A 17,225-nucleotide genomic window follows, 5' to 3' on the forward strand; every position below is an offset into this window, starting at 1 on the left:
TACCGGAACGTGACTGACAACCAAACTTTCGCCGACTTCGGCGTGCGTGAGGACATCGTCTCCTCGCTCGCGGAAATAGGCATTACCACCCCCTTCCCGATCCAGGCCATGACCCTCCCGATCGCCCTGAAGGGGCGGGACATCATCGGCCAGGCCAAGACCGGCACGGGTAAGACTCTCGGCTTCGGCATCCCCGCGCTCGAAACGGTGGACCGCGATATTCCCGAGAACGACTCGGCATTCGGTAAGCCGCAGGCCCTCATCGTTGTGCCCACACGCGAACTCGCGGTTCAGGTGAGCACCGACATTCAGGCCGCGGGCAAGCGAGGCGGCGCTCGTGTGCTCACGGTCTACGGCGGCCGCTCGTACGAGCCGCAGATCGAAGCCCTCAATAAGGGCGTCGACATCGTCGTGGGCACCCCGGGGCGCCTTATTGACCTCATGCGCCAGAAGTACCTCGACCTTTCGCACGTGAAGGTCGCGGTTCTCGACGAGGCCGATGAGATGCTCGACCTCGGCTTCCTCGAGGACGTCGAAAAAATCCTCAAGGCCGCACCCGCAAAACGCCAGACCATGCTCTTCTCGGCCACGATGCCCGCGCAAATCATGGCGCTCGCGCGTCGCTTCATGTCGCACCCCACCCATATTCGTGCCCACGATCCAGGCGATACGGCCCGCACGAAGGCCGACATCACGCAGGTCGTCTACCGCGCCCATCAACTCGACAAAATCGAGGTCCTCGCGCGCATTCTCCAAGCGGAAGGCCGCGGGCTCACCATCGTCTTCACGCGCACCAAGCGCGAGGCCGATCGCACGGCCCACGACCTCGAGTCGCGCGGATTCGCCGCCGCTCCCCTGCACGGCGACCTCGGCCAAGGCGCGCGCGAGCAAGCACTGCGCGCGTTCCGCACGGGCAAGATTGACGTGCTCATCGCGACCGACGTCGCGGCGCGAGGTATCGACGTCGACGACGTCACCCACGTCATCAACTACACGGCGCCGGAAGACGACAAGACCTTCCTTCACCGCACAGGCCGCACGGGCCGCGCCGGCAAACGCGGCACGGCGGTCACGTTCGTCGACTGGGAAGACCTCGCACGCTGGGCGCTCATCGCCCGCCAGCTCGGCCTCGAGTCAACCGAGGCGCGCGAGACCTACTCGACCTCGCCGCACCTTTTCAGCGACCTCAACATCCCCGAGGGAGCGAAGGGCACGCTCCCGAAGGACAAGCGCACGCGCGCGGGGCTCGAGGCAGAAAAGATCGAGGATCTCGGCGGGCCCGATTCACGTAATCGACGCAGCGAGCACCGTCACCGCGGTGGGAACCGTCGCGGTGGCCGCGGAAGCGGTCGCGCGGAGCGGAACTCCACCGAGCGCGCCGCGAAGACCGAGGGCGAAAAGGCGCCTCGCAAGCGCCGCCGCCGCTCGCGCACCCGCCGTGTCAACGGCAAAGTCGTTGAGCGCAAGAACGACTAGCGCACACTGCCACTACGCGACTAACCGCAGTTCGCGATCTCGGTGCGGTGACTCGCGAGCCACGCTGTGAACTCACTCGGGTTAAGCGCGGCCTTCTCACGAGCGTCGGGGAGGGCCGCACTTACCGCCTCGGTGCGGGGCACAACCGACGCCGGTGCCGAACCGCTCTTGTCAAGATCGATCTCGCCGCCTGTCGCAAGGCTCAAGAACGCCAGGTAAGCCGCGAGGTTGGTTTCGCTTGCCGTGGCAAAACCGCCGCACGGGGAAATGAATTGGCTCATGCCGAGCGCCCCCGCGGTTTGCACGAGGTTCGGCCTGTTCGAGGGCAGGGCCTCGCGGTCGCTTGGATCAACGAGGAGCGTCGCCGTAGAGACGTCCGACTCGACGAACCGGTGCGTGCCCACAACACTCGGGATCATGTCACTCGGCAAGAGATCGACCCCGGGCGCAAGCTGAGCCTGAAGCCTCGAAAGCGAGGTCTCGAATGGGCGCGGCGTACACACTTTGGGGTTCTCCCCCGCGCAACTCGCCTCAAAAGCCGACTTGACGGGCTGCACGCGACCATCGTTCGAGATCCCCCCAGCTAGCGCGAGAGCCGCCACGAGCACGCCCCCGCTCGCCCACGTGAGCGACCGCTCGCCGATCGCCGGCACGATGATGCCCACGCCGAGCCACAAAAGCGCTCGCAGCGCAGCGCTCGTAAGCGTCGGCTCATAGAAGAACCAGGGCGTATCCACGTAGCCGCCGAGCGCCGGAAGCGCGGCCGAGGCGCCAAACAGGAGCGTCCACCAGGCAAGGAGATACGCGAGCACGCCCGCGGCCAAGATCGCGAAAGCACTGTTGATGCGCAGTGTGAGCACGGCTCCGCCAAGCGTCAGGCTCGACACAAAAGCCCACGTGCCGATGCTCCACAGCACCCACAGGAGCACATTGATGGCACTCATATCACCAACGCCCCACCACGCGAGGCTCAAGGCAAACACCACGAGTGCCGGAACAAAGGTAAAAAGTGCACCCCACAGTATGGAGGCGATCACGAACGCGGGGGAGATTCGCCGGGATACGCGCCCAGCCCCGCGCTGAAGCCAATTTTGCTTTTCTCTCGCTTCTTCGTCGGCGCGCTCGGCAAGGCTTCGCCAGGCAAACACGAGTGCCCCCGCCACGCTCGCAATGAGACACGCAATGTTTTGGGTAGCCACAAAGACGCTTGGCCCCCACCCAATCCACACGCTCGACGTTGCCGTAAGAGCGAGGGCAATGAGCGCAAAGGTTCCAACGGTCATGGGAATAGATACCGACGGTTTGCCGATGATCACCCGGACCATTTCACGGAGGTCATCCGTGTGCCTCGCGCGACGAGAGCTCACCATTACCCATCACAACCTTGCAGAGGTCGACTCGAGAAGCCGCTCAAGGTTCTCTTCGCTCGTGGTGTTCTCGCCAAGGCGATTGGGTTTTCCGCTTCCGTGATAATCGCTCCCGCCCGTGACGATGAGGTCCTTCTCGCGCGCGATCGTCAAGAGCGCCTCACGCGCAGCCTCACCGTGCTCGCGGTGGTAGACCTCGAGACCGTCAAGACCGGATTCAACGAGTTCTAGGCAAGCGTCGGAACTGAGTCCCTTGCCCCGCGTGCCGGTCATCAGGTGTGCCCCCACCGCAAGCGCACCGCAATCGTGGATCCCCGCAATCGCCTCAGCGGCATCGAGGGCCCGGTAGGGCACGTAGTAGGGCGAGTGGGGTGCGAGCATGCGTTGGAAGGCCTCTGAGCGGTCCGCGACGACGCCGGCGCGGGTGAGGGCGTCGGCAATGTGGGGGCGCCCGACGCTTGCGACGCTCACACCACGCCCACTCGCAATCTCGAGCACCGCCTCCCATGAGATGGGGAAATCCTCACTGAGCCGCTCGACAATGCGCTGGGCGCGCTTTTCACGCGAGTCGCGCACTTCTTCGAGTGCCAGCGCAAAATGAGAGCCGGGGGCAGGGGTATTGCCGAGCGCGAGGAGGTGAATGCTGCGCCCGCGATGCTTCGCGGAGACCTCCATTCCGGGAAGGAACCCGAGTCCCGCTCTCGCCGCGGCTTCGCGTGCTTCCTCGATACCGCGATCCGTGTCGTGGTCGGTGAGGGCAATGACCTCAAGGCCCGCGGCCCGTGCCTGCTCAACGAGGGCAGTCGGCGTTTCCGTCCCATCGGACACTGCTGAGTGGGTATGAAGGTCAATTGCGTGCATCGTTCTTCCTCTCACACCTCGTAGTTGGTGGCCAGGGTGGCTCTTGAGGCTCCCCCGTGAGAATATCGAAGGGTGAGTGAGATCAAGAATTCAAAGTCCAGCGTCACCGACACCACCGACGATCTGAAGTCGAGGGGCGATACCCGCAGTCAGCGCCCCACGAGCCAGGCCTTCCTCGACTTCCTCACCCAAGGATGGGATGAGACCCTGCCACCGTCGGGCCGTCGCGCCGTCGCCGATTACACGCCCGCGAGGCGGGACTCCCTCGTGGAGACGATGCCCGCAACCCGCATGGTGCTGCCCGCTGGCGGTCTCAAGGTCCGCAGTAACGATTGCGACTACCAGTTCCGCCCCCACACGTCGTTCGCCTACTACTCGGGCCTTCGCACCGATGAGGAGCCCGATTCGGTATTCGTGGTGGAGCCCGATACCGACAACCCCGGCAAGAGCCGCGCGACCTACTTTTTCAAGCCGCGCTCCGGCCCCGAAACGCACGAGTTCTTCGCCGATTCTCGCTACGGCGAGATGTGGGTGGGGCGCCGCCCCACGCTCGAAGAAGTCGAGGAGCAGATCGGAGTGCCGTGCCGCCACATCGATGACCTCCGCGACGCGCTCGCGAAGGACCTCGGCGACAATCTCGATCTCGCTGTGATCGAGGGCGTCGATGAACGCATCGACTCGCTTGTGGCAGAGTTGCGCGAGCAAAACGGTCTCGAAGGCGGGGAAAAAGCCCACGCCGTCAATAACTTCCTCCAGCAGAGCGCCTCCGAATCTCGCGTCGTGAAGGATGCGTGGGAGGTTGAGCAGATGCGTACCGCGGTCGCGACGACGATCAAGGGCTTCCACGAGGTCGTGAGGAACTTCCCCGAAGCAATCGCCCACGAGCGCGGCGAACGCGTTGTGGAGACTGTCTTTAACCGCACGGCACGCGCCGACGGAAACGGGGTTGGCTACGACACGATTGCCGCCTCGGGCCCGAACGCGTGCACCCTGCACTGGGTGCGTAATAACGGCGCGGTGAGGGAAGGCGACCTGATCCTCATCGACGCTGGCTGCGAGGTGGATTCGCTCTACACTGCCGATGTCACGCGTACTCTCCCCGTGACGGGCACATTTACCGAGCCGCAGAAGAAGGTCTACCAGGCCGTTCTCGACGCCGCTGACGCCGTGTTTGCCGTCGCGAAGCCCGGCATGAAGTTCCGCGACCTGCACGCGACCGCGATGGAGGTCATTGCGGATCGTCTCGATAAGTGGGGCCTTCTGCCCGTGAGCGCCGAGGAGTCCCTCAAGCCCGAGGGCCAGTACCACCGCCGCTGGATGGTGCACGGCACGAGCCACCACCTCGGCATGGATGTCCACGATTGCGCGCAGGCACGCCGGGAAATGTATCTTGACGCCACTCTCGAGGAGGGCATGATTTTCACGATCGAGCCGGGCCTGTACTTCAAGGAAAACGACCTGCTCGTTCCCGAAGAGCTGCGCGGCATCGGCGTGCGGATCGAAGACGACGTTCTCGTCACGAAGGACGGCGTTGAGAACCTTTCGCGCGAACTCCCCCGCGAAATTGACGCGATCGAGGCCTGGATGGCGGAGCTGCTCAAGTGAGCACCCACGAGCGTTTTTTTGCCGCGCGCCTTGCGGGCACGGGTCTCTTCGACCCGCTCGGCGATCGCATCGGCAAAGTCCGAGACGTCGTCCTCATCCCGCAGGAGACCCACACCGCGCGCGCGGTTGGTCTCGTGGTCGAGGTTCCGGGCAAGAAACGCATCTTTTTGCCCATCACAAAGGTCACCTCGATCTCGACCGGCCAGGTGATTTCCGACGGCTCCCTCAACATGCGTCGGTTCGAGATGCGCAAGAGTGAGATTCTCGCGATCGGTGATCTTCTCGACCGCGAAGTGAGTCTCGTCGATGGCACGGGCAACGCTTTCGTCGAGGACGTGGCACTCGAGCAGGATCAAATCTCCAAGGAATGGGAGATTTCGAAGCTTCACGTGCGCCGGGCAAAGGCGAAGAACGCGTTCTCCAAGCTCGTCGGACGGAATGAAACCCTCACGGTGGGCGTCGACGATGTGAGCGGTTTATTCGGTACACAAGCCGAGCAGTCCGCTCAAATCCTGCTCGCCTCCTATTCGGATCTCAAGCCCGCTGACCTCGCAGACCTCATCCAAGAGATGGAACCGAAGCGTCGCGCCGACATTGTGCGCGACCTCTCGAATGAGCGTCTCGGCTGGGTTCTCGAGGAGCTGCCTGAAGACACGCGCGTCGAGCTCATGCAAGGCCTTGAGTCGGAGCGCGCCGCGGACATTCTTGACGCGATGGACCCGGATGACGCCGCGGACCTCCTCCAGGAACTCCCCGAGCCACTCGGCCAGGACTTGCTCACGCGCATGGAACCCGAGGAAGCGGAAGACGTTCGCCGTCTCCTCGCGTACGACGAATACACCGCCGGTGGCCTTATGACGACCGAGCCGCTCATCGTGGCTCCCGAGACCCCGGTCGCGCACTGTCTCGCCCTCATTTCGCGCGAGGAGATCTCCCCCGCGCTCGCGTCGATGGTGTACGTGTGCCGCCAGCCGCTCGAAACGCCCACGGGGAAGCTCCTTGGCGGCGTGCACTTCCAGCACCTCCTCCGTGAGCGACCTGAAAGGCCCGTGGGAGAGATTATCGACCAGGACCAGGTGACGATGGCCCCCACGAGCCATCTCCATGACGTCACGCGCGAGATGGCGACGTACAATCTTGTGTCACTTCCCGTGGTGGATAAGGACTCCCGGCTTTTAGGATCCGTCACCGTCGATGATGTTCTCGACCACGTTCTCCCCGAGGACTGGCGCGAGAGCGATGAACCTGTCGCGACGACAACGACGGGGCAGATTGATCTCACGGGAATCGCGAAGGCCATTTCGGATCAGGAGGGGTGAGCACTATGGCACGCAGCAAAAAGAAGCGCCCCCAGCTCGACGACCCGGCACGGAAGAAACGTGGCCTGTGGCGCATGTTCTCGAGGCGACGCCCGAAAGACGACAACAACGACGGTTTCGGTCGCATGGCCGAGGCGATCGCGCGCTTCATGGGTACGCCCGCGTTCCTCGTGGGGATGACGATCTTTTGTGGCGTCTGGCTCGGATGGAACACCTTCCTTCCCGAATCGATCCAGTTCGATCCTCGAGCGCTCAACTTCACGCTTCTCACGCTGATCCTCTCGCTCCAGGCGTCGTACGCCGCTCCCCTCCTGCTCCTTTCGGATAACCGCCAAGCCGATCGCGACCGCGTGCAGGCTGAGCAGGATCGCCAGTCAAATGAAAAGGCGCACGCCACCACGGAGTTCATCACGCGTGAAATCGCGAGCCTCCGCATTGCCATGGCAGATGTCGCGACCCGCGATTATGTGCGCGGCGAGCTTCGCGATCTGCTCGAGGAGATCCAGGCAGGCGACGACGATCTGGTGCCGGCCGCCGAGACCGATGACGGCGCCAATCCCCTCGAGCCTTCGCGCGACCATGCGCACTTGCGTTCGCTCCTTCGCGAGGACATCCGCACCGTGCTCCGCGAAGAGCTCGAGCAGATGCGCGCAGAAGAAGCAAAGTGAGCCACGGTGAATCCTGACCTCTCCTCCCAGGTCCGCTCTGCGCTCACGCGCGTGATCGACCCTGATCTTGGCCGTCCCATCACCGATGTGGGCATGGTTGAGTCGGTTGAGGTCACGGCGGAAGGCGTTGCCCTGATCCACCTCGTCATGACTGTCGAGGGGTGTCCCATGCGCTCGCGCATTGAAAAAGATGCCGCCGAGGCCGCTTCTCGTGTCGCTGGGCTCACGGAGGTGCGCGTCACGTCAGGCACGATGAGCGAGGAGCAGCGCCGCGCGCTCGTCGACGAGTTGCGAGCTCAGCGCCGCGAGGTGCCCTTCAATAAGCCGGGCTCTCTCACGCGGGTCATAGCGGTCAGCTCGGGCAAGGGAGGCGTCGGAAAGTCCACCGTGACCGCGAACCTCGCCCTCGCCCTCACTCGACTCGGGTACAGCGTGGGCGTGCTCGATGCCGATATTCACGGATTTTCGATGCCTGGAATGTTCGGCGTGAGCACCCAACCAACGCGCGTGAACGACCTGCTCATGCCGCCAATCGCGCACGGGGTCAAGGTCATGTCTATCGGCGTTTTCGTGCCCGAGCACCAAGCAGTCGTGTGGCGCGGCCCGAAGATGCACCGCGCGATCGAACAGTTCGCAACGGACGTGTTCTGGGGCGATCTCGATTTTCTTCTCCTCGATCTCCCACCAGGCACGGGCGACGTCGCAATCTCCGTTGCGCAGGTGTTGCCCACGGCAGAACTTCTTGTCGTGACAACTCCGGATTCGGCGGCGAGCGGCGTTGCCTCACGAATCGGCTCGCTCGCACGCTCGACCGAGCAGAGAATCATCGGGGTCGTCGAGAACATGAGCTGGCTGAGCGTCGACGGCGGCGAGCGCCTTGAGATCTTCGGGACCGGCGGCGGCGAGCGCGTTGCGTCCCAACTGAGCGAAGATCAGGGCACGGAAGTTCCGCTTCTCGGTCAGGTTCCACTTTCGCCCCGCGTACGCGAGGGGTCCGACGCCGGTGAGCCTCTTACCGCTTCCGATTCCTCGAGCGAGGCTTCTCAGGCCTTCATGCGCATCGCCGAGCACCTCGCGAAGCCGCGTGGTCTCGCGGGCCGCAAGCTTCCGCTGTCGCTCGCCTAACGCGCACCTGCGAAGGTACGGCGCCCCACCGGTCTATGTGGCTTCGGGGTCGAACGGGGTGCCGTCGGGCACCTTCTCCTCCGCTTTGCTCGCGCTCGCCTTGCTGCCCGAGCCGCCCTTGGCCGCTGCACCGACGCCCGCAACCGCAGCCGACGTGGCGCTCGTGGAGCTCTTCACGGCATTGCGAAAATCGTTGACGTCGTCTTCGAGGCCGGTCGAATCCCACGCCTCACGAATGATCTTGCGCGGATCGTACTGGCGAGGATCGTACTTCTTGAGGTCATCGACGGCGATACCCATCTCGTCTTCGATCGACGCTCGCGATTCATCCGCCCATTTACGCAGGTCACGAACCCAGTGAATCACCTTCCGGGTGTACTCCGGGAGGCGCTGCGGGCCCACGAGGATCACGAAGAGCAGGGCGATGATGAGGAGTTCCCATCCTCCGAAGGTGAGGAAGAACTCTTGACCCATCGCTGTGCCTGCCTTGTCTCGTTCCGCTCGTAAAAATGGTGCTCCGCCATTATTGCACGCACGGGTGGGAAACTCGCGCGTCGTGGCCTAAGCTTGAGTGCCACGAAATTCACGAGGAAAGAGGGAGCGGGAATGGCAACGGGCAAGTTGGCGAGTTGGACGCTCAGCGAGGAATTCCTCGACGAGGAGCGGCTCTTCGCCGTGCCCGGCGTGTGCGAGAGAGCGCGCGAGCGAGGGAGCGCGATCGGACTCCCTCCGGTTCTTGCAGGCTCGGCTGCACACGCCCGCAGTGTCGTTGCCCTGCTCGGGGCGCGCGCGATCGTGCAAGTGGGAGCGGGGGCGGGAGCGCTCAGCCTTTACCTCGCGAGCGCCATGGGGTCCGACGCCACCCTCACCGCGATCGATCCCGAGCCCGAAAACGTGAGGCTTGTGCGTGACGCGTGCGCGGAGGCAAAAATTCCCGAGGCGCGCGTGCGCACTATCAACGCCCACCCGCTCGAGGTGTTCACCCGTCTTACGCGCGGCGCTTACGACATGATCATTGTCAATGCGAGCGAACGAGAACTCGGCGCGCTCGTCGAAGCGGCGCTCGAGGTTCTGCGCCCGGGAGGGGCGCTCCTCATCATGAATGTCATGCACCACGACCGACTCGGCGATGCTTCTGCACGTGATCCGCAGACGGTGCACATTAGGGACGTGGTGGCCGCACTCAAGGAGCGCGAGGATCTCGTGCTGGCGATGTCACCCGCAGGCGACGGTGTGCTCACCGCCGTGAGGAAAAGCTTCTCCGAACGGTGAGGCTGCAGCTTCACGAGGTTGTGAGGGAAAGATAGCCCCCACAACCTCGATGCAATCCGGGAAGTTCCGGAGGGGCTTAGGCGGGAACGACCTTGTTGAGAGCATCGCGCAACTCGCGCGCTTCATCCGCCGAAATCTCGACGACCAGGCGACCGCCGCCCTCAAGCGGAACTCGCATGATGAGGCTCCGGCTCTCTTCGGCCACTTCGAGGGGACCGTCGCCCGTACGAGGCTTCATCGCTGCCATGATCGTTCGCCCTTTCTCTGGCAATGGATCTATCCCCTCTATTCTTCCACTACCATTCGCTTGATCCTGGGAGAGGGCAAAACACGCGCATTGAGCTGCTACTCCATCTCTCGCCTCAGAACCTCGATGACCTCGTCGGCAGTATCGACGATATGGATCAGATCGGTATCGCCCGGAGAAATGTACCCGTAGCCCTGCTGAACGGTGTGCTCGAGCCACGTCAGGAGACCGCTCCAGTATTCGCTTCCCACCAGGATGAGGGGGAACTTCTTGATCTTGTGGGTCTGGATAAGGCATAGGGCCTCGAACAGTTCATCGAACGTCCCGAAACCACCGGGGAACGCGACGAAGGCTTGTGAGTACTTCACGAAGCACGTTTTACGCGTAAAGAAATATCGGAAGTTCACACCGAGTTCGACGTACTCGTTCATGCCCTGCTCGAAGGGGAGCTCGATACCGAGCCCTACGCTTGTCGTGCCGGCCTCGACCGCGCCGTGGTTGCCGGCCTCCATGATGCCCGGGCCACCGCCCGTGATGACCGCGAGGCCCATCTCACCGATGCGCTTTGCGACCTCGCGCGCAAGCTCATAGTGCGGATGCTCAGGCTTCGTGCGTGCACTCCCGAAGAGCGCGACAGCCGGCCCCAGTTCCGCAAGGGCGCCGAAACCTTCCACGAACTCCGATTGGATGCGCATCACCCGCCAGGGATCCGTGTGCACCCAATCGCCCTTCTCCGCGTTTTGGAGAAGGCGCTGATCGGTAGTTTCGGTGGGTCGCTGCTTGCCGCGGAGGAACACGGGGCCTTTTCGGTAGTCGCTCCCAGAGCCGTGATGATGCTTTTTCATGATTTCCACGTTAGCGGAGGAACCGCTCAAGAGACTCGTAACACTGAGTGAGAGCAACCGTCGGAATGAATTCCCCATCCGTATGAGCGAGTAACGGGTCACCCGGGCCAAAGTTCACGGCCGGGGTGCCGAGTGCGCTGAAACGCGCCACATCGGTCCAGCCCTGCTTCGCTTCCACACTCACGTCGTTACCGAGAGCGGCAAGAAAATCCCGTGCTGCAGGCCGTGTGAGGCCTGGGAGTGCGCCACCCGAGGAGTCCGTGACCTCAAACTCGAGGTCAAGGCCCGCGAAAACGTGCTTCACGTGCGCGAGCGCTTCGTTTTCGGTCACGTTCGGCGCGAAACGGTAGTTCACAAGGATCTCGGCGCGGTCGGGAATCACGTTCGTGGCGATTCCCCCGTCGATCGCCACCGCGTTAAGGCATTCGCGGTAGACGAGCCCGTCAATCTCCACGTCCTTCGGCTCATACTCCGCAAGGCGCGTGAGTGCCCCGGCGAGACCGTGAATCGCGTTCTTCCCGATCCAGGCGCGCCCGGAGTGTGCCGCAACGCCGCGAGCCGTGAGACGCACGCGCATCGTGCCCTTGCACCCGGCCTCCACTCCCCCGTTCGAAGGCTCACCCAGAATCGCAAAATCTGCCTCGAGAAGCTCCGGCCTCTCGCGCGCAAGGCGCGTGAGCGAGTTGAGGCTCGCGTCGACCTCCTCGTGGTCGTAGAAGATCCACGTGAGGTCGTGGCGCGGCGTCTCAAGGGCGCACGCGAGCGCGAGGAATACCGCAACGCCGCCCTTCATATCGCACGCACCGCGGCCGATCAGCCGCTCCTGCCCGTCCACGACCTGCACGCACGACGGAAGATTGCCCGCGACGGGAACGGTATCGAGGTGCCCGGCGAGAATCACCCGTTCCGCGCGGTCGAGATGCGTGCGCGCGATCACGGTATCGCCATCACGGATGACCTCGAGATGACCGGCGGCGCGAAGGGTCGTCTCCACCTTGTCCGCAAGCGCAGTTTCATTTCCCGAGACCGACTCCGTATCGACAATCGCGCGCGCGAGTTCGGTGAGGCCCGCCTCGAGGGGTAGGGGTGTTGAGTTCGTCATGCGCACAAGCCTAGAGGTTTTCGGCGTGCTCTAACGAAATGCGAAGCGGCGCCCTATAGCCTGTGGCCATGACTGAGAACAAGAGCGCATGGGGAATCGGTCTCGCGACCATTGCGAGCAACGGCACGACCCTCGACACGTGGTACCCGGCCCCCGAACTCGGCAATGCTCCCGAGAACTTCGCCGAGAGTCCCCTTTCCGAAGCACTCAAAAAAGCCGCGCGCGATGATGCCGCACGCGGTACGCGCCAGGAGGTTGTCACGCGCGTGATCTCCCTTGACGAACCCCCGCATGATGCCTCGGATGCGTACTTGCGCCTCCATCTCCTTTCCCACCGCCTCGTCAAACCCAACGAGCAGAACCTCGAGGGGCTTTTCGGCACTCTCGCGAACGTCGTGTGGACCTCGGAGGGACCGTGCGCCGTGGAAGGCTTCGAGGACACCCGCCTTCGCCTCATAAGCGAGGGCCGCCGCCCCACGGTCTATTCGATCGATAAGTTCCCCCGCATGGTCGATTACGTTGTGCCCGAGGGCGTTCGCATTGGCGACGCTGATCGTTTGCGCCTCGGGGCCCATCTCGCAAGCGGCACAACCGTGATGCACGAAGGCTTCGTGAACTTCAACGCGGGCACCCTTGGCACCTCGATGATCGAGGGTCGCATCTCGCAGGGCGTCGTCGTGGGCGATGGCTCTGATATTGGCGGTGGCGCGTCCACCATGGGCACCCTTTCCGGTGGTGGCACGGAGCGCGTGAGCGTTGGAGAGCGCTCCCTCGTGGGAGCGGAGGCCGGCGTCGGCATCGCCCTTGGCGATGACTGCATCGTCGAGGCCGGCCTGTATGTCACCGCGGGCACGAAGGTCACCCTCATCGACGGCGAGAGTCATTCCGTCGTCAAGGCTCGTGACCTCTCCGGGGTGCCGAGTCTCCTGTTCCGCCGTAATTCGCAATCGGGCGCCGTCGAGGCCGTCTCGCGCTCGAACAAGCGCGTTGAGCTGAACTCCGATCTTCACGCGAACTAATCATGGCCAAACGCCCCGCGCTGTCTCGCGTGGTCATCCCGCTCACGCTCCTCGCGGTTTTTCTCGCGGTCGTGGGCGGGAGCTTCGCTGCGCTCACTCTCTTTGACGGCGGCCAGCGCACGGGCCGCTGCACCGCGAGTGGGCTCTCGACATCGCATTCGTACTCGACCGAGCAAACCCTCAATGCCGCCACGATCAGTGCGGTCTCGATCGACATGGGGCTTCCACCGCGCGCCGCGTCGATCGCCCTCGCGACCGCCTACCAGGAGTCGAAGCTCAAGAACATTGACTACGGCGACCGCGATTCGGTAGGACTCTTCCAGCAGCGCCCCTCTCAGGGGTGGGGCACCGAAAAACAAATTATGGACCCCGTGTATGCCTCGACGGCCTTTTACGAGAAGCTCGCAAAGGTTAAGGGCTACGAAAACATGGAGATCACGGTCGCAGCCCAAAAGGTCCAACGCTCGGCATTTCCCAATGCTTACGCGGATCACGAGGTTGAGGGGCGCCTCTTCGCCTCGGCCTTGACGGGGCAAAGCGGCCCCGAGCTCGAGTGCGATCTCGCCGCTGCAGGCGGTCCAGCGCATCCAGAGAAACTTCGCGAGTCCCTCGCGAGCGAGTTCACCCGGATGAGCGAGTCAGGCGAGGTGGAAAGCTCGCTCGGCGCCGCGGGAACAAACGCACCGGAAGGCGCGGGTGCGACGACCGTCGTCATCAAGACGGCCGACGAAAAGCGCGGTTGGGCGCTCGCGAACTGGGCCGTTGCACACGCTGCACACGACAACATCGTGGGGGTCGACTACCGCGGCCAGCGCTGGGACCGCTCACGGCACGTCTCCCAGACGTCGTCGCAGTGGGACAGCGACGCAACGGGCGGCGCAGGCGGCGAGGATGACGCGATCGTGATCTACTTTGCGAAGGGGGCGTGAGCCGCGGCCACAGCCTCGCTTATTCGGCCTTCTTCTCTCGCGCCTTCAGTTCCTCGCGAAGATCGTGAAGCAGGAGCTCCGAAGTGCCCGTACGCTCCTCGATCGGCACGTATGCGCGCTCGGCTTCGCCCGTGTAGATCTGCCGCGGCCGCATAATCTTCGTGTCGGGATCGTTGATTGCTTCTTGCCACTGGGCGATCCACCCGGGCAGACGCCCGATCGCGAACAGCACCGTGAACATGTGCGTGGGAAAACCCATCGCCTTGTAGATGATGCCCGTGTAAAAGTCGATGTTCGGGTAGAGATGGCGTTCGATGAAGTACTCGTCGCGAAGCGCGATCTCCTCGAGCTTCATCGCGAGCTCGAGGCGCTCATCATGGATGCCAAGCCGCTCAAGCACCGTGTCGGCAATGCCCTTCACGAACTTCGCACGCGGATCGTAGTTCTTATACACCCGGTGTCCAAAGCCCATGAGGCGGGTCGAATCGTCCTTGCTCTTGACTTTCTCCATGAACACTCGCGGATCCTGCCCCGACTTTCGAAGGTCGTCGAGCATGTGCATGACGCGCGTGTTGGCGCCGCCGTGCGCCGGCCCAGACAGGGCCGCAACGCCCGCCGAGATCGAGGAGAAGAGGTCCGCTCCCGCCGAGCCGACGAGGCGCACCGCGGTCGCCGAGCAGTTCTGCTCGTGATCGGCGTGGAGAATAAACAGCTGCTCGAGTGCACGCACCACAACCGGGTCCGCCACGAAATCCTCGACGGGAAAAGCGAACATGAGCCGCAGGAAGTTCTGCACAAGGCTCAGCGAGTTATCGGGGTACATGAGCGGCTGCCCGTTCGCGACACGATGAGCGTACGCCGCCATCGTGGGCATCTTCGCGAGCAAACGCAGAGTCGAGATGTGCACCTGTTCTGGATCGCTCGGGTCGAGGGAGTCCTGGTAGAAGGTCGACAGTGCGCTCACACCCGCCTGGAGCACCGCCATGGGCGCCGCATCGCGCGGCAGGGCGATAAACACGCGTTTGAGGTTCTCGTCGAGAAGTGTGCGCTGCTCAATCGAATGCACGAATTGGTCGAGCTGCCCTTTCGTGGGCAGCTCGCCATAGATCAAGAGGAAGGCCACCTCGAGGTAGCTCGAGTGCTCAGCAAGCTGTTCGATCGGGTAGCCGCGGTGACGGAGGATTCCCGCCTCGCCGTCGATGAACGTGATCGCGGAGGTCGTGGGAGCCGTGTTCATGAACCCCGGGTCAAACGTCACCGTCCCCGTTTCCTTGCGCAGCCCCGCGACCGACACACCAAGGTTCCCCTCGGTCGGCTCGACGAGCGGCAGATCCAGGCTTCGGTCATTCACACTGAAGTGTGCGGTCATCGCGTTCCTTTCGTGTCTGTCGCAGCGCTCTTAGCGGGCGGCTCGGAGCCTTTCGGCGGCGCTAGCGATCCGCTCGTCCGTAGCGGTGAGGGACACGCGTACGTGGCGTGCACCTGCCTCGCCGTAAAAGGTACCGGGGGCAGCAAGGATTCCCAATTTTGCAAGGTGCTCAATGCTCGCTTCGCTCGACTCACCGAACGTCGTCCACAGGTAGAGGCCCGCCTCGGAATGCTCAATGCTCCCGCCGAACGCTTCGAGAGCGGGGGCGAGAATCTCGCGGCGAGCGCGGTAGGTTTCGCGCTGGCGGGAGGCCGACGCCTCCTCGCCGAGCGCCGCCACCATTGCGTTTTGGATGGGAGCGGGCATCATGAGTCCGGCGTGCTTGCGGACCTGAAGGAGCTCCCCCACGAGGGCCGGATCGCCTGCGACGAAGGCCGCGCGGTAGCCCGCGAGGTTCGACTGTTTCGAGAGCGAGTACGCGCAAAGGAGCCCGGTGAGATCGCCGTCATTGACACGGGGGTCGAGGATCGAGGGGGCCTCGTCGACCTCCCACGTGAGCGGCGCGTAGCACTCGTCGGAGGCGACGATGATGTCGCGTTCGCGCGCCCACGCCACGAGCGCACGCATCTCCGAGATGCGAAGAACGGCTCCGGTTGGATTCGAAGGGGAATTGAGCCACAGCAGCCGCACCGAGTCGAGGCAGACGTCGGAACCGAGCGCCCCCTCCCCCTCGCGTGCAAGCGCTCGCACATCGAGCGGGACTGGCTGGGCCCCCGCGAGCCGTGCGCCGAGGTCGTAGGTCGGGTAGGCGATGTGCGGGAAGGCGACCGCGTCGCCCGCCCCGATGCCGAGCTGGAATGGGAGGTGCGCGACGAGTTCCTTCGAGCCGATGGTCGGAAGCACGCCGCTCACGTCAAAGGAGGAAGGAGCACCGCGGTGCGTGCGGCAAAACTCGGCGATCGCTTCACGCAGCTCGCTCGTGCCAGCAACCGTCGGATATCCGTGGGCATCGGAAGCCGCGCCCAGCGCTTCTCGTGCGACGTCCGGAGTTTCATCGACGGGAGTGCCAACGGAGAGATCGACGATCCCACCAGGGTGGCTCTCGGCCTTCGCACGCGCCGAGGCGAGCGAATCCCAGGGGAAGGCGGGCAGGGACGAAACGAGGGAAGTGCGCGTATTCACTCCCTCATCTTACGGTGCCTCAGCCCTCGAGCGGATTCTCCTGCGGTGGAAGCTTCGCAATGACCTCGTGGTCGAACGGCTGCGGGCCGAGCTTTGCGGCACCGCCCGGGCTTCCGAGCTCGTCGAAGAACTCGACGTTCGCGCGGTAGTACTCGCTCCACTGATCGGGGAGGTCGTCTTCGTAGTAGATCGCTTCGACGGGGCACACGGGTTCGCACGCACCGCAATCGACGCATTCGTCCGGATGGATGTAGAGCGAACGCTCACCTTCGTAGATGCAATCCACTGGGCATTCGTCTACACATGCGCGGTCTTTGACATCAACGCACGGGAGGGCGATGACGTAGGTCATGGCTTCACAGTCCTTTCTTCGCGCTTAGTCGCGCGCGCAATGTTTCTAATTTGGAGGGCCCACACGACCGCTGCACCCACGAGCGGCACGATCACGCCGAGAAATTGGGCTGCCCAGCCCTGCCACTGTGCCTCGCCGGCAATCTGCGCTGGGACGAGGAGCCCACCGCCGAGCGACGTACCAGAAAAGTACATGGCGACGAGTGTGAAGGCGAGGGCATCCATGAAGAGCGGGAGCTTACGCCCGCTGAGGGCGATCAACCCAAGGGTCGCAATCGCCTGGAATGCACAACCGAAGGCAATTCCCCACGGCACGCTCACGCCGCCCACGGTGGAGCGCATACGGTGCGTCCCAATCACGACGAGGCCGCCGAACACACCCGCGATTACGCCCACGATGATCTCCGTGCGGCGCGATGCGGGCGCGGTGCCATCAAAGAAGATGCCACCGCCGTTCGGATCCTTCGCATTCATCACGTGACTCCCGG

Annotated in this window: 18 protein-coding genes; 8 read left to right on the forward strand and 10 right to left on the reverse strand. The window is 63.8% G+C overall.

All coding sequences use genetic code 11. From position 1 onward, the window contains the following. The first annotated feature begins 9 nt into the window (after window positions 1–9). Window positions 10–1,476 (forward strand): DEAD/DEAH box helicase, encoded by a 1,467-nt coding sequence (locus NBW56_RS07580; protein WP_250258713.1) that lies wholly within the window; start codon window positions 10–12, stop codon window positions 1,474–1,476. A gap of 20 nt (window positions 1,477–1,496) precedes the next feature. On the opposite strand, the gene NBW56_RS07585 is transcribed toward NBW56_RS07580, so the two are convergent. After that, on the reverse strand, window positions 1,497–2,846 hold the full coding sequence (locus tag NBW56_RS07585; RefSeq protein WP_250258714.1) for a hypothetical protein: 1,350 nt from the start codon (window positions 2,844–2,846) through the stop codon (window positions 1,497–1,499). A 6-nt stretch (window positions 2,847–2,852) separates the two neighbouring features. Next, window positions 2,853–3,704, reverse strand: coding sequence for a PHP domain-containing protein (locus tag NBW56_RS07590; protein ID WP_250258715.1), 852 nt, complete (start codon window positions 3,702–3,704; stop codon window positions 2,853–2,855). Between the two features lie 72 nt (window positions 3,705–3,776). Between NBW56_RS07590 and NBW56_RS07595 the strand changes: the two genes are divergently transcribed. From NBW56_RS07595 to NBW56_RS07610, 4 genes are read left to right on the forward strand one after another with little or no spacing between them, the layout of a single operon-like run. Further along, the gene (locus tag NBW56_RS07595) at window positions 3,777–5,309 is read left to right on the forward strand and encodes an aminopeptidase P family protein (RefSeq protein WP_250258716.1); all 1,533 of its coding nucleotides are present in this window, start codon (window positions 3,777–3,779) and stop codon (window positions 5,307–5,309) included. Beyond that, window positions 5,306–6,628: a magnesium transporter MgtE N-terminal domain-containing protein gene (locus NBW56_RS07600; protein WP_065247515.1), complete on the forward strand. Its 1,323-nt coding sequence runs from the start codon at window positions 5,306–5,308 to the stop codon at window positions 6,626–6,628. Before NBW56_RS07595 ends, NBW56_RS07600 begins: the two co-directional genes overlap by 4 nt. Before the next feature lie 5 nt (window positions 6,629–6,633). Then, a complete protein-coding gene (locus NBW56_RS07605) occupies window positions 6,634–7,296 on the forward strand; it encodes a DUF1003 domain-containing protein (RefSeq protein WP_502799333.1) in 663 nt (220 codons plus the stop codon). Window positions 7,297–7,302: 6 nt separating this feature from the next. Then, entirely contained in the window at window positions 7,303–8,421 is a 1,119-nt protein-coding gene (locus NBW56_RS07610; RefSeq protein ID WP_250258717.1) for an Mrp/NBP35 family ATP-binding protein, read from the forward strand. A 33-nt stretch (window positions 8,422–8,454) separates the two neighbouring features. Here the strand turns inward: NBW56_RS07610 and NBW56_RS07615 are convergent, their stop codons facing one another. Continuing rightward, the gene (locus tag NBW56_RS07615; RefSeq protein ID WP_074297344.1) at window positions 8,455–8,895 is read right to left on the reverse strand and encodes a twin-arginine translocase TatA/TatE family subunit; all 441 of its coding nucleotides are present in this window, start codon (window positions 8,893–8,895) and stop codon (window positions 8,455–8,457) included. Window positions 8,896–9,027: 132 nt separating this feature from the next. Between NBW56_RS07615 and NBW56_RS07620 the strand changes: the two genes are divergently transcribed. Further along, the gene (locus NBW56_RS07620; RefSeq protein WP_250258718.1) at window positions 9,028–9,693 is read left to right on the forward strand and encodes an O-methyltransferase; all 666 of its coding nucleotides are present in this window, start codon (window positions 9,028–9,030) and stop codon (window positions 9,691–9,693) included. 76 nt (window positions 9,694–9,769) lie between these two features. On the opposite strand, the gene NBW56_RS07625 is transcribed toward NBW56_RS07620, so the two are convergent. The 3 genes from NBW56_RS07625 to dapE all read right to left on the reverse strand — a co-directional run bounded on the left by NBW56_RS07625 (window position 9,770) and on the right by dapE (window position 11,887). Beyond that, complete coding sequence (locus NBW56_RS07625) at window positions 9,770–9,940, reverse strand: DUF3117 domain-containing protein (RefSeq protein ID WP_065247510.1); 171 nt, start codon at window positions 9,938–9,940, stop codon at window positions 9,770–9,772. Between the two features lie 98 nt (window positions 9,941–10,038). After that, window positions 10,039–10,785 (reverse strand): LOG family protein, encoded by a 747-nt coding sequence (locus tag NBW56_RS07630; protein ID WP_250258719.1) that lies wholly within the window; start codon window positions 10,783–10,785, stop codon window positions 10,039–10,041. Window positions 10,786–10,795: 10 nt separating this feature from the next. Continuing rightward, on the reverse strand, window positions 10,796–11,887 hold the full coding sequence (dapE, locus tag NBW56_RS07635; RefSeq protein WP_250258720.1) for a succinyl-diaminopimelate desuccinylase: 1,092 nt from the start codon (window positions 11,885–11,887) through the stop codon (window positions 10,796–10,798). A 68-nt stretch (window positions 11,888–11,955) separates the two neighbouring features. On the opposite strand from dapE, the gene dapD reads away from it, so the two are divergent. Both dapD and NBW56_RS07645 read left to right on the forward strand, forming a co-directional pair. Next, a complete protein-coding gene (gene dapD / locus NBW56_RS07640) occupies window positions 11,956–12,906 on the forward strand; it encodes a 2,3,4,5-tetrahydropyridine-2,6-dicarboxylate N-succinyltransferase (RefSeq protein WP_250258721.1) in 951 nt (316 codons plus the stop codon). A gap of 2 nt (window positions 12,907–12,908) precedes the next feature. Then, a complete protein-coding gene (locus NBW56_RS07645) occupies window positions 12,909–13,835 on the forward strand; it encodes a hypothetical protein (RefSeq protein WP_250258722.1) in 927 nt (308 codons plus the stop codon). A gap of 19 nt (window positions 13,836–13,854) precedes the next feature. Here the strand turns inward: NBW56_RS07645 and NBW56_RS07650 are convergent, their stop codons facing one another. Genes NBW56_RS07650 through NBW56_RS07665 form a run of 4 tightly spaced genes read right to left on the reverse strand, consistent with a single transcriptional unit; the run spans window position 13,855 to window position 17,211 of the window. Beyond that, window positions 13,855–15,204: a citrate synthase gene (locus NBW56_RS07650; RefSeq protein ID WP_250258723.1), complete on the reverse strand. Its 1,350-nt coding sequence runs from the start codon at window positions 15,202–15,204 to the stop codon at window positions 13,855–13,857. Window positions 15,205–15,234: 30 nt separating this feature from the next. Continuing rightward, the gene (gene dapC / locus NBW56_RS07655; RefSeq protein ID WP_250258724.1) at window positions 15,235–16,386 is read right to left on the reverse strand and encodes a succinyldiaminopimelate transaminase; all 1,152 of its coding nucleotides are present in this window, start codon (window positions 16,384–16,386) and stop codon (window positions 15,235–15,237) included. Between the two features lie 19 nt (window positions 16,387–16,405). Beyond that, the gene (gene fdxA, locus NBW56_RS07660; protein WP_250258725.1) at window positions 16,406–16,738 is read right to left on the reverse strand and encodes a ferredoxin; all 333 of its coding nucleotides are present in this window, start codon (window positions 16,736–16,738) and stop codon (window positions 16,406–16,408) included. Further along, window positions 16,735–17,211 carry a hypothetical protein gene (locus tag NBW56_RS07665; protein ID WP_065247497.1) on the reverse strand — a complete coding sequence of 159 codons (477 nt, stop codon included), beginning with the start codon at window positions 17,209–17,211 and terminating at the stop codon, window positions 16,735–16,737. Before NBW56_RS07665 ends, fdxA begins: the two co-directional genes overlap by 4 nt. Window positions 17,212–17,225 lie beyond the last annotated feature (14 nt).

The organism is Dermabacter sp. Marseille-Q3180 (genome assembly GCF_940792985.1).
GTDB lineage: Bacteria > Actinomycetota > Actinomycetes > Actinomycetales > Dermabacteraceae > Dermabacter > Dermabacter vaginalis.

What these genes read in the sequence shown, in the direction of transcription:
- NBW56_RS07585 (WP_250258714.1), bottom strand. Translation starts at nt 2,846, where the DNA reads ATGGTGAGCTCTCGTCGCGCGAGGCACACGGATGACCTCCGTGAAATG.
- NBW56_RS07590 (WP_250258715.1), bottom strand. Translation starts at nt 3,704, where the DNA reads ATGCACGCAATTGACCTTCATACCCACTCAGCAGTGTCCGATGGGACG.
- NBW56_RS07605 (WP_502799333.1), top strand. Translation starts at nt 6,634, where the DNA reads ATGGCACGCAGCAAAAAGAAGCGCCCCCAGCTCGACGACCCGGCACGG.
- NBW56_RS07615 (WP_074297344.1), bottom strand. Translation starts at nt 8,895, where the DNA reads ATGGGTCAAGAGTTCTTCCTCACCTTCGGAGGATGGGAACTCCTCATC.
- NBW56_RS07620 (WP_250258718.1), top strand. Translation starts at nt 9,028, where the DNA reads ATGGCAACGGGCAAGTTGGCGAGTTGGACGCTCAGCGAGGAATTCCTC.
- NBW56_RS07625 (WP_065247510.1), bottom strand. Translation starts at nt 9,940, where the DNA reads ATGGCAGCGATGAAGCCTCGTACGGGCGACGGTCCCCTCGAAGTGGCC.
- NBW56_RS07630 (WP_250258719.1), bottom strand. Translation starts at nt 10,785, where the DNA reads ATGAAAAAGCATCATCACGGCTCTGGGAGCGACTACCGAAAAGGCCCC.
- dapE (WP_250258720.1), bottom strand. Translation starts at nt 11,887, where the DNA reads ATGACGAACTCAACACCCCTACCCCTCGAGGCGGGCCTCACCGAACTC.
- dapD (WP_250258721.1), top strand. Translation starts at nt 11,956, where the DNA reads ATGACTGAGAACAAGAGCGCATGGGGAATCGGTCTCGCGACCATTGCG.
- NBW56_RS07645 (WP_250258722.1), top strand. Translation starts at nt 12,909, where the DNA reads ATGGCCAAACGCCCCGCGCTGTCTCGCGTGGTCATCCCGCTCACGCTC.
- NBW56_RS07650 (WP_250258723.1), bottom strand. Translation starts at nt 15,204, where the DNA reads ATGACCGCACACTTCAGTGTGAATGACCGAAGCCTGGATCTGCCGCTC.
- fdxA (WP_250258725.1), bottom strand. Translation starts at nt 16,738, where the DNA reads ATGACCTACGTCATCGCCCTCCCGTGCGTTGATGTCAAAGACCGCGCA.
- NBW56_RS07665 (WP_065247497.1), bottom strand. Translation starts at nt 17,211, where the DNA reads ATGAATGCGAAGGATCCGAACGGCGGTGGCATCTTCTTTGATGGCACC.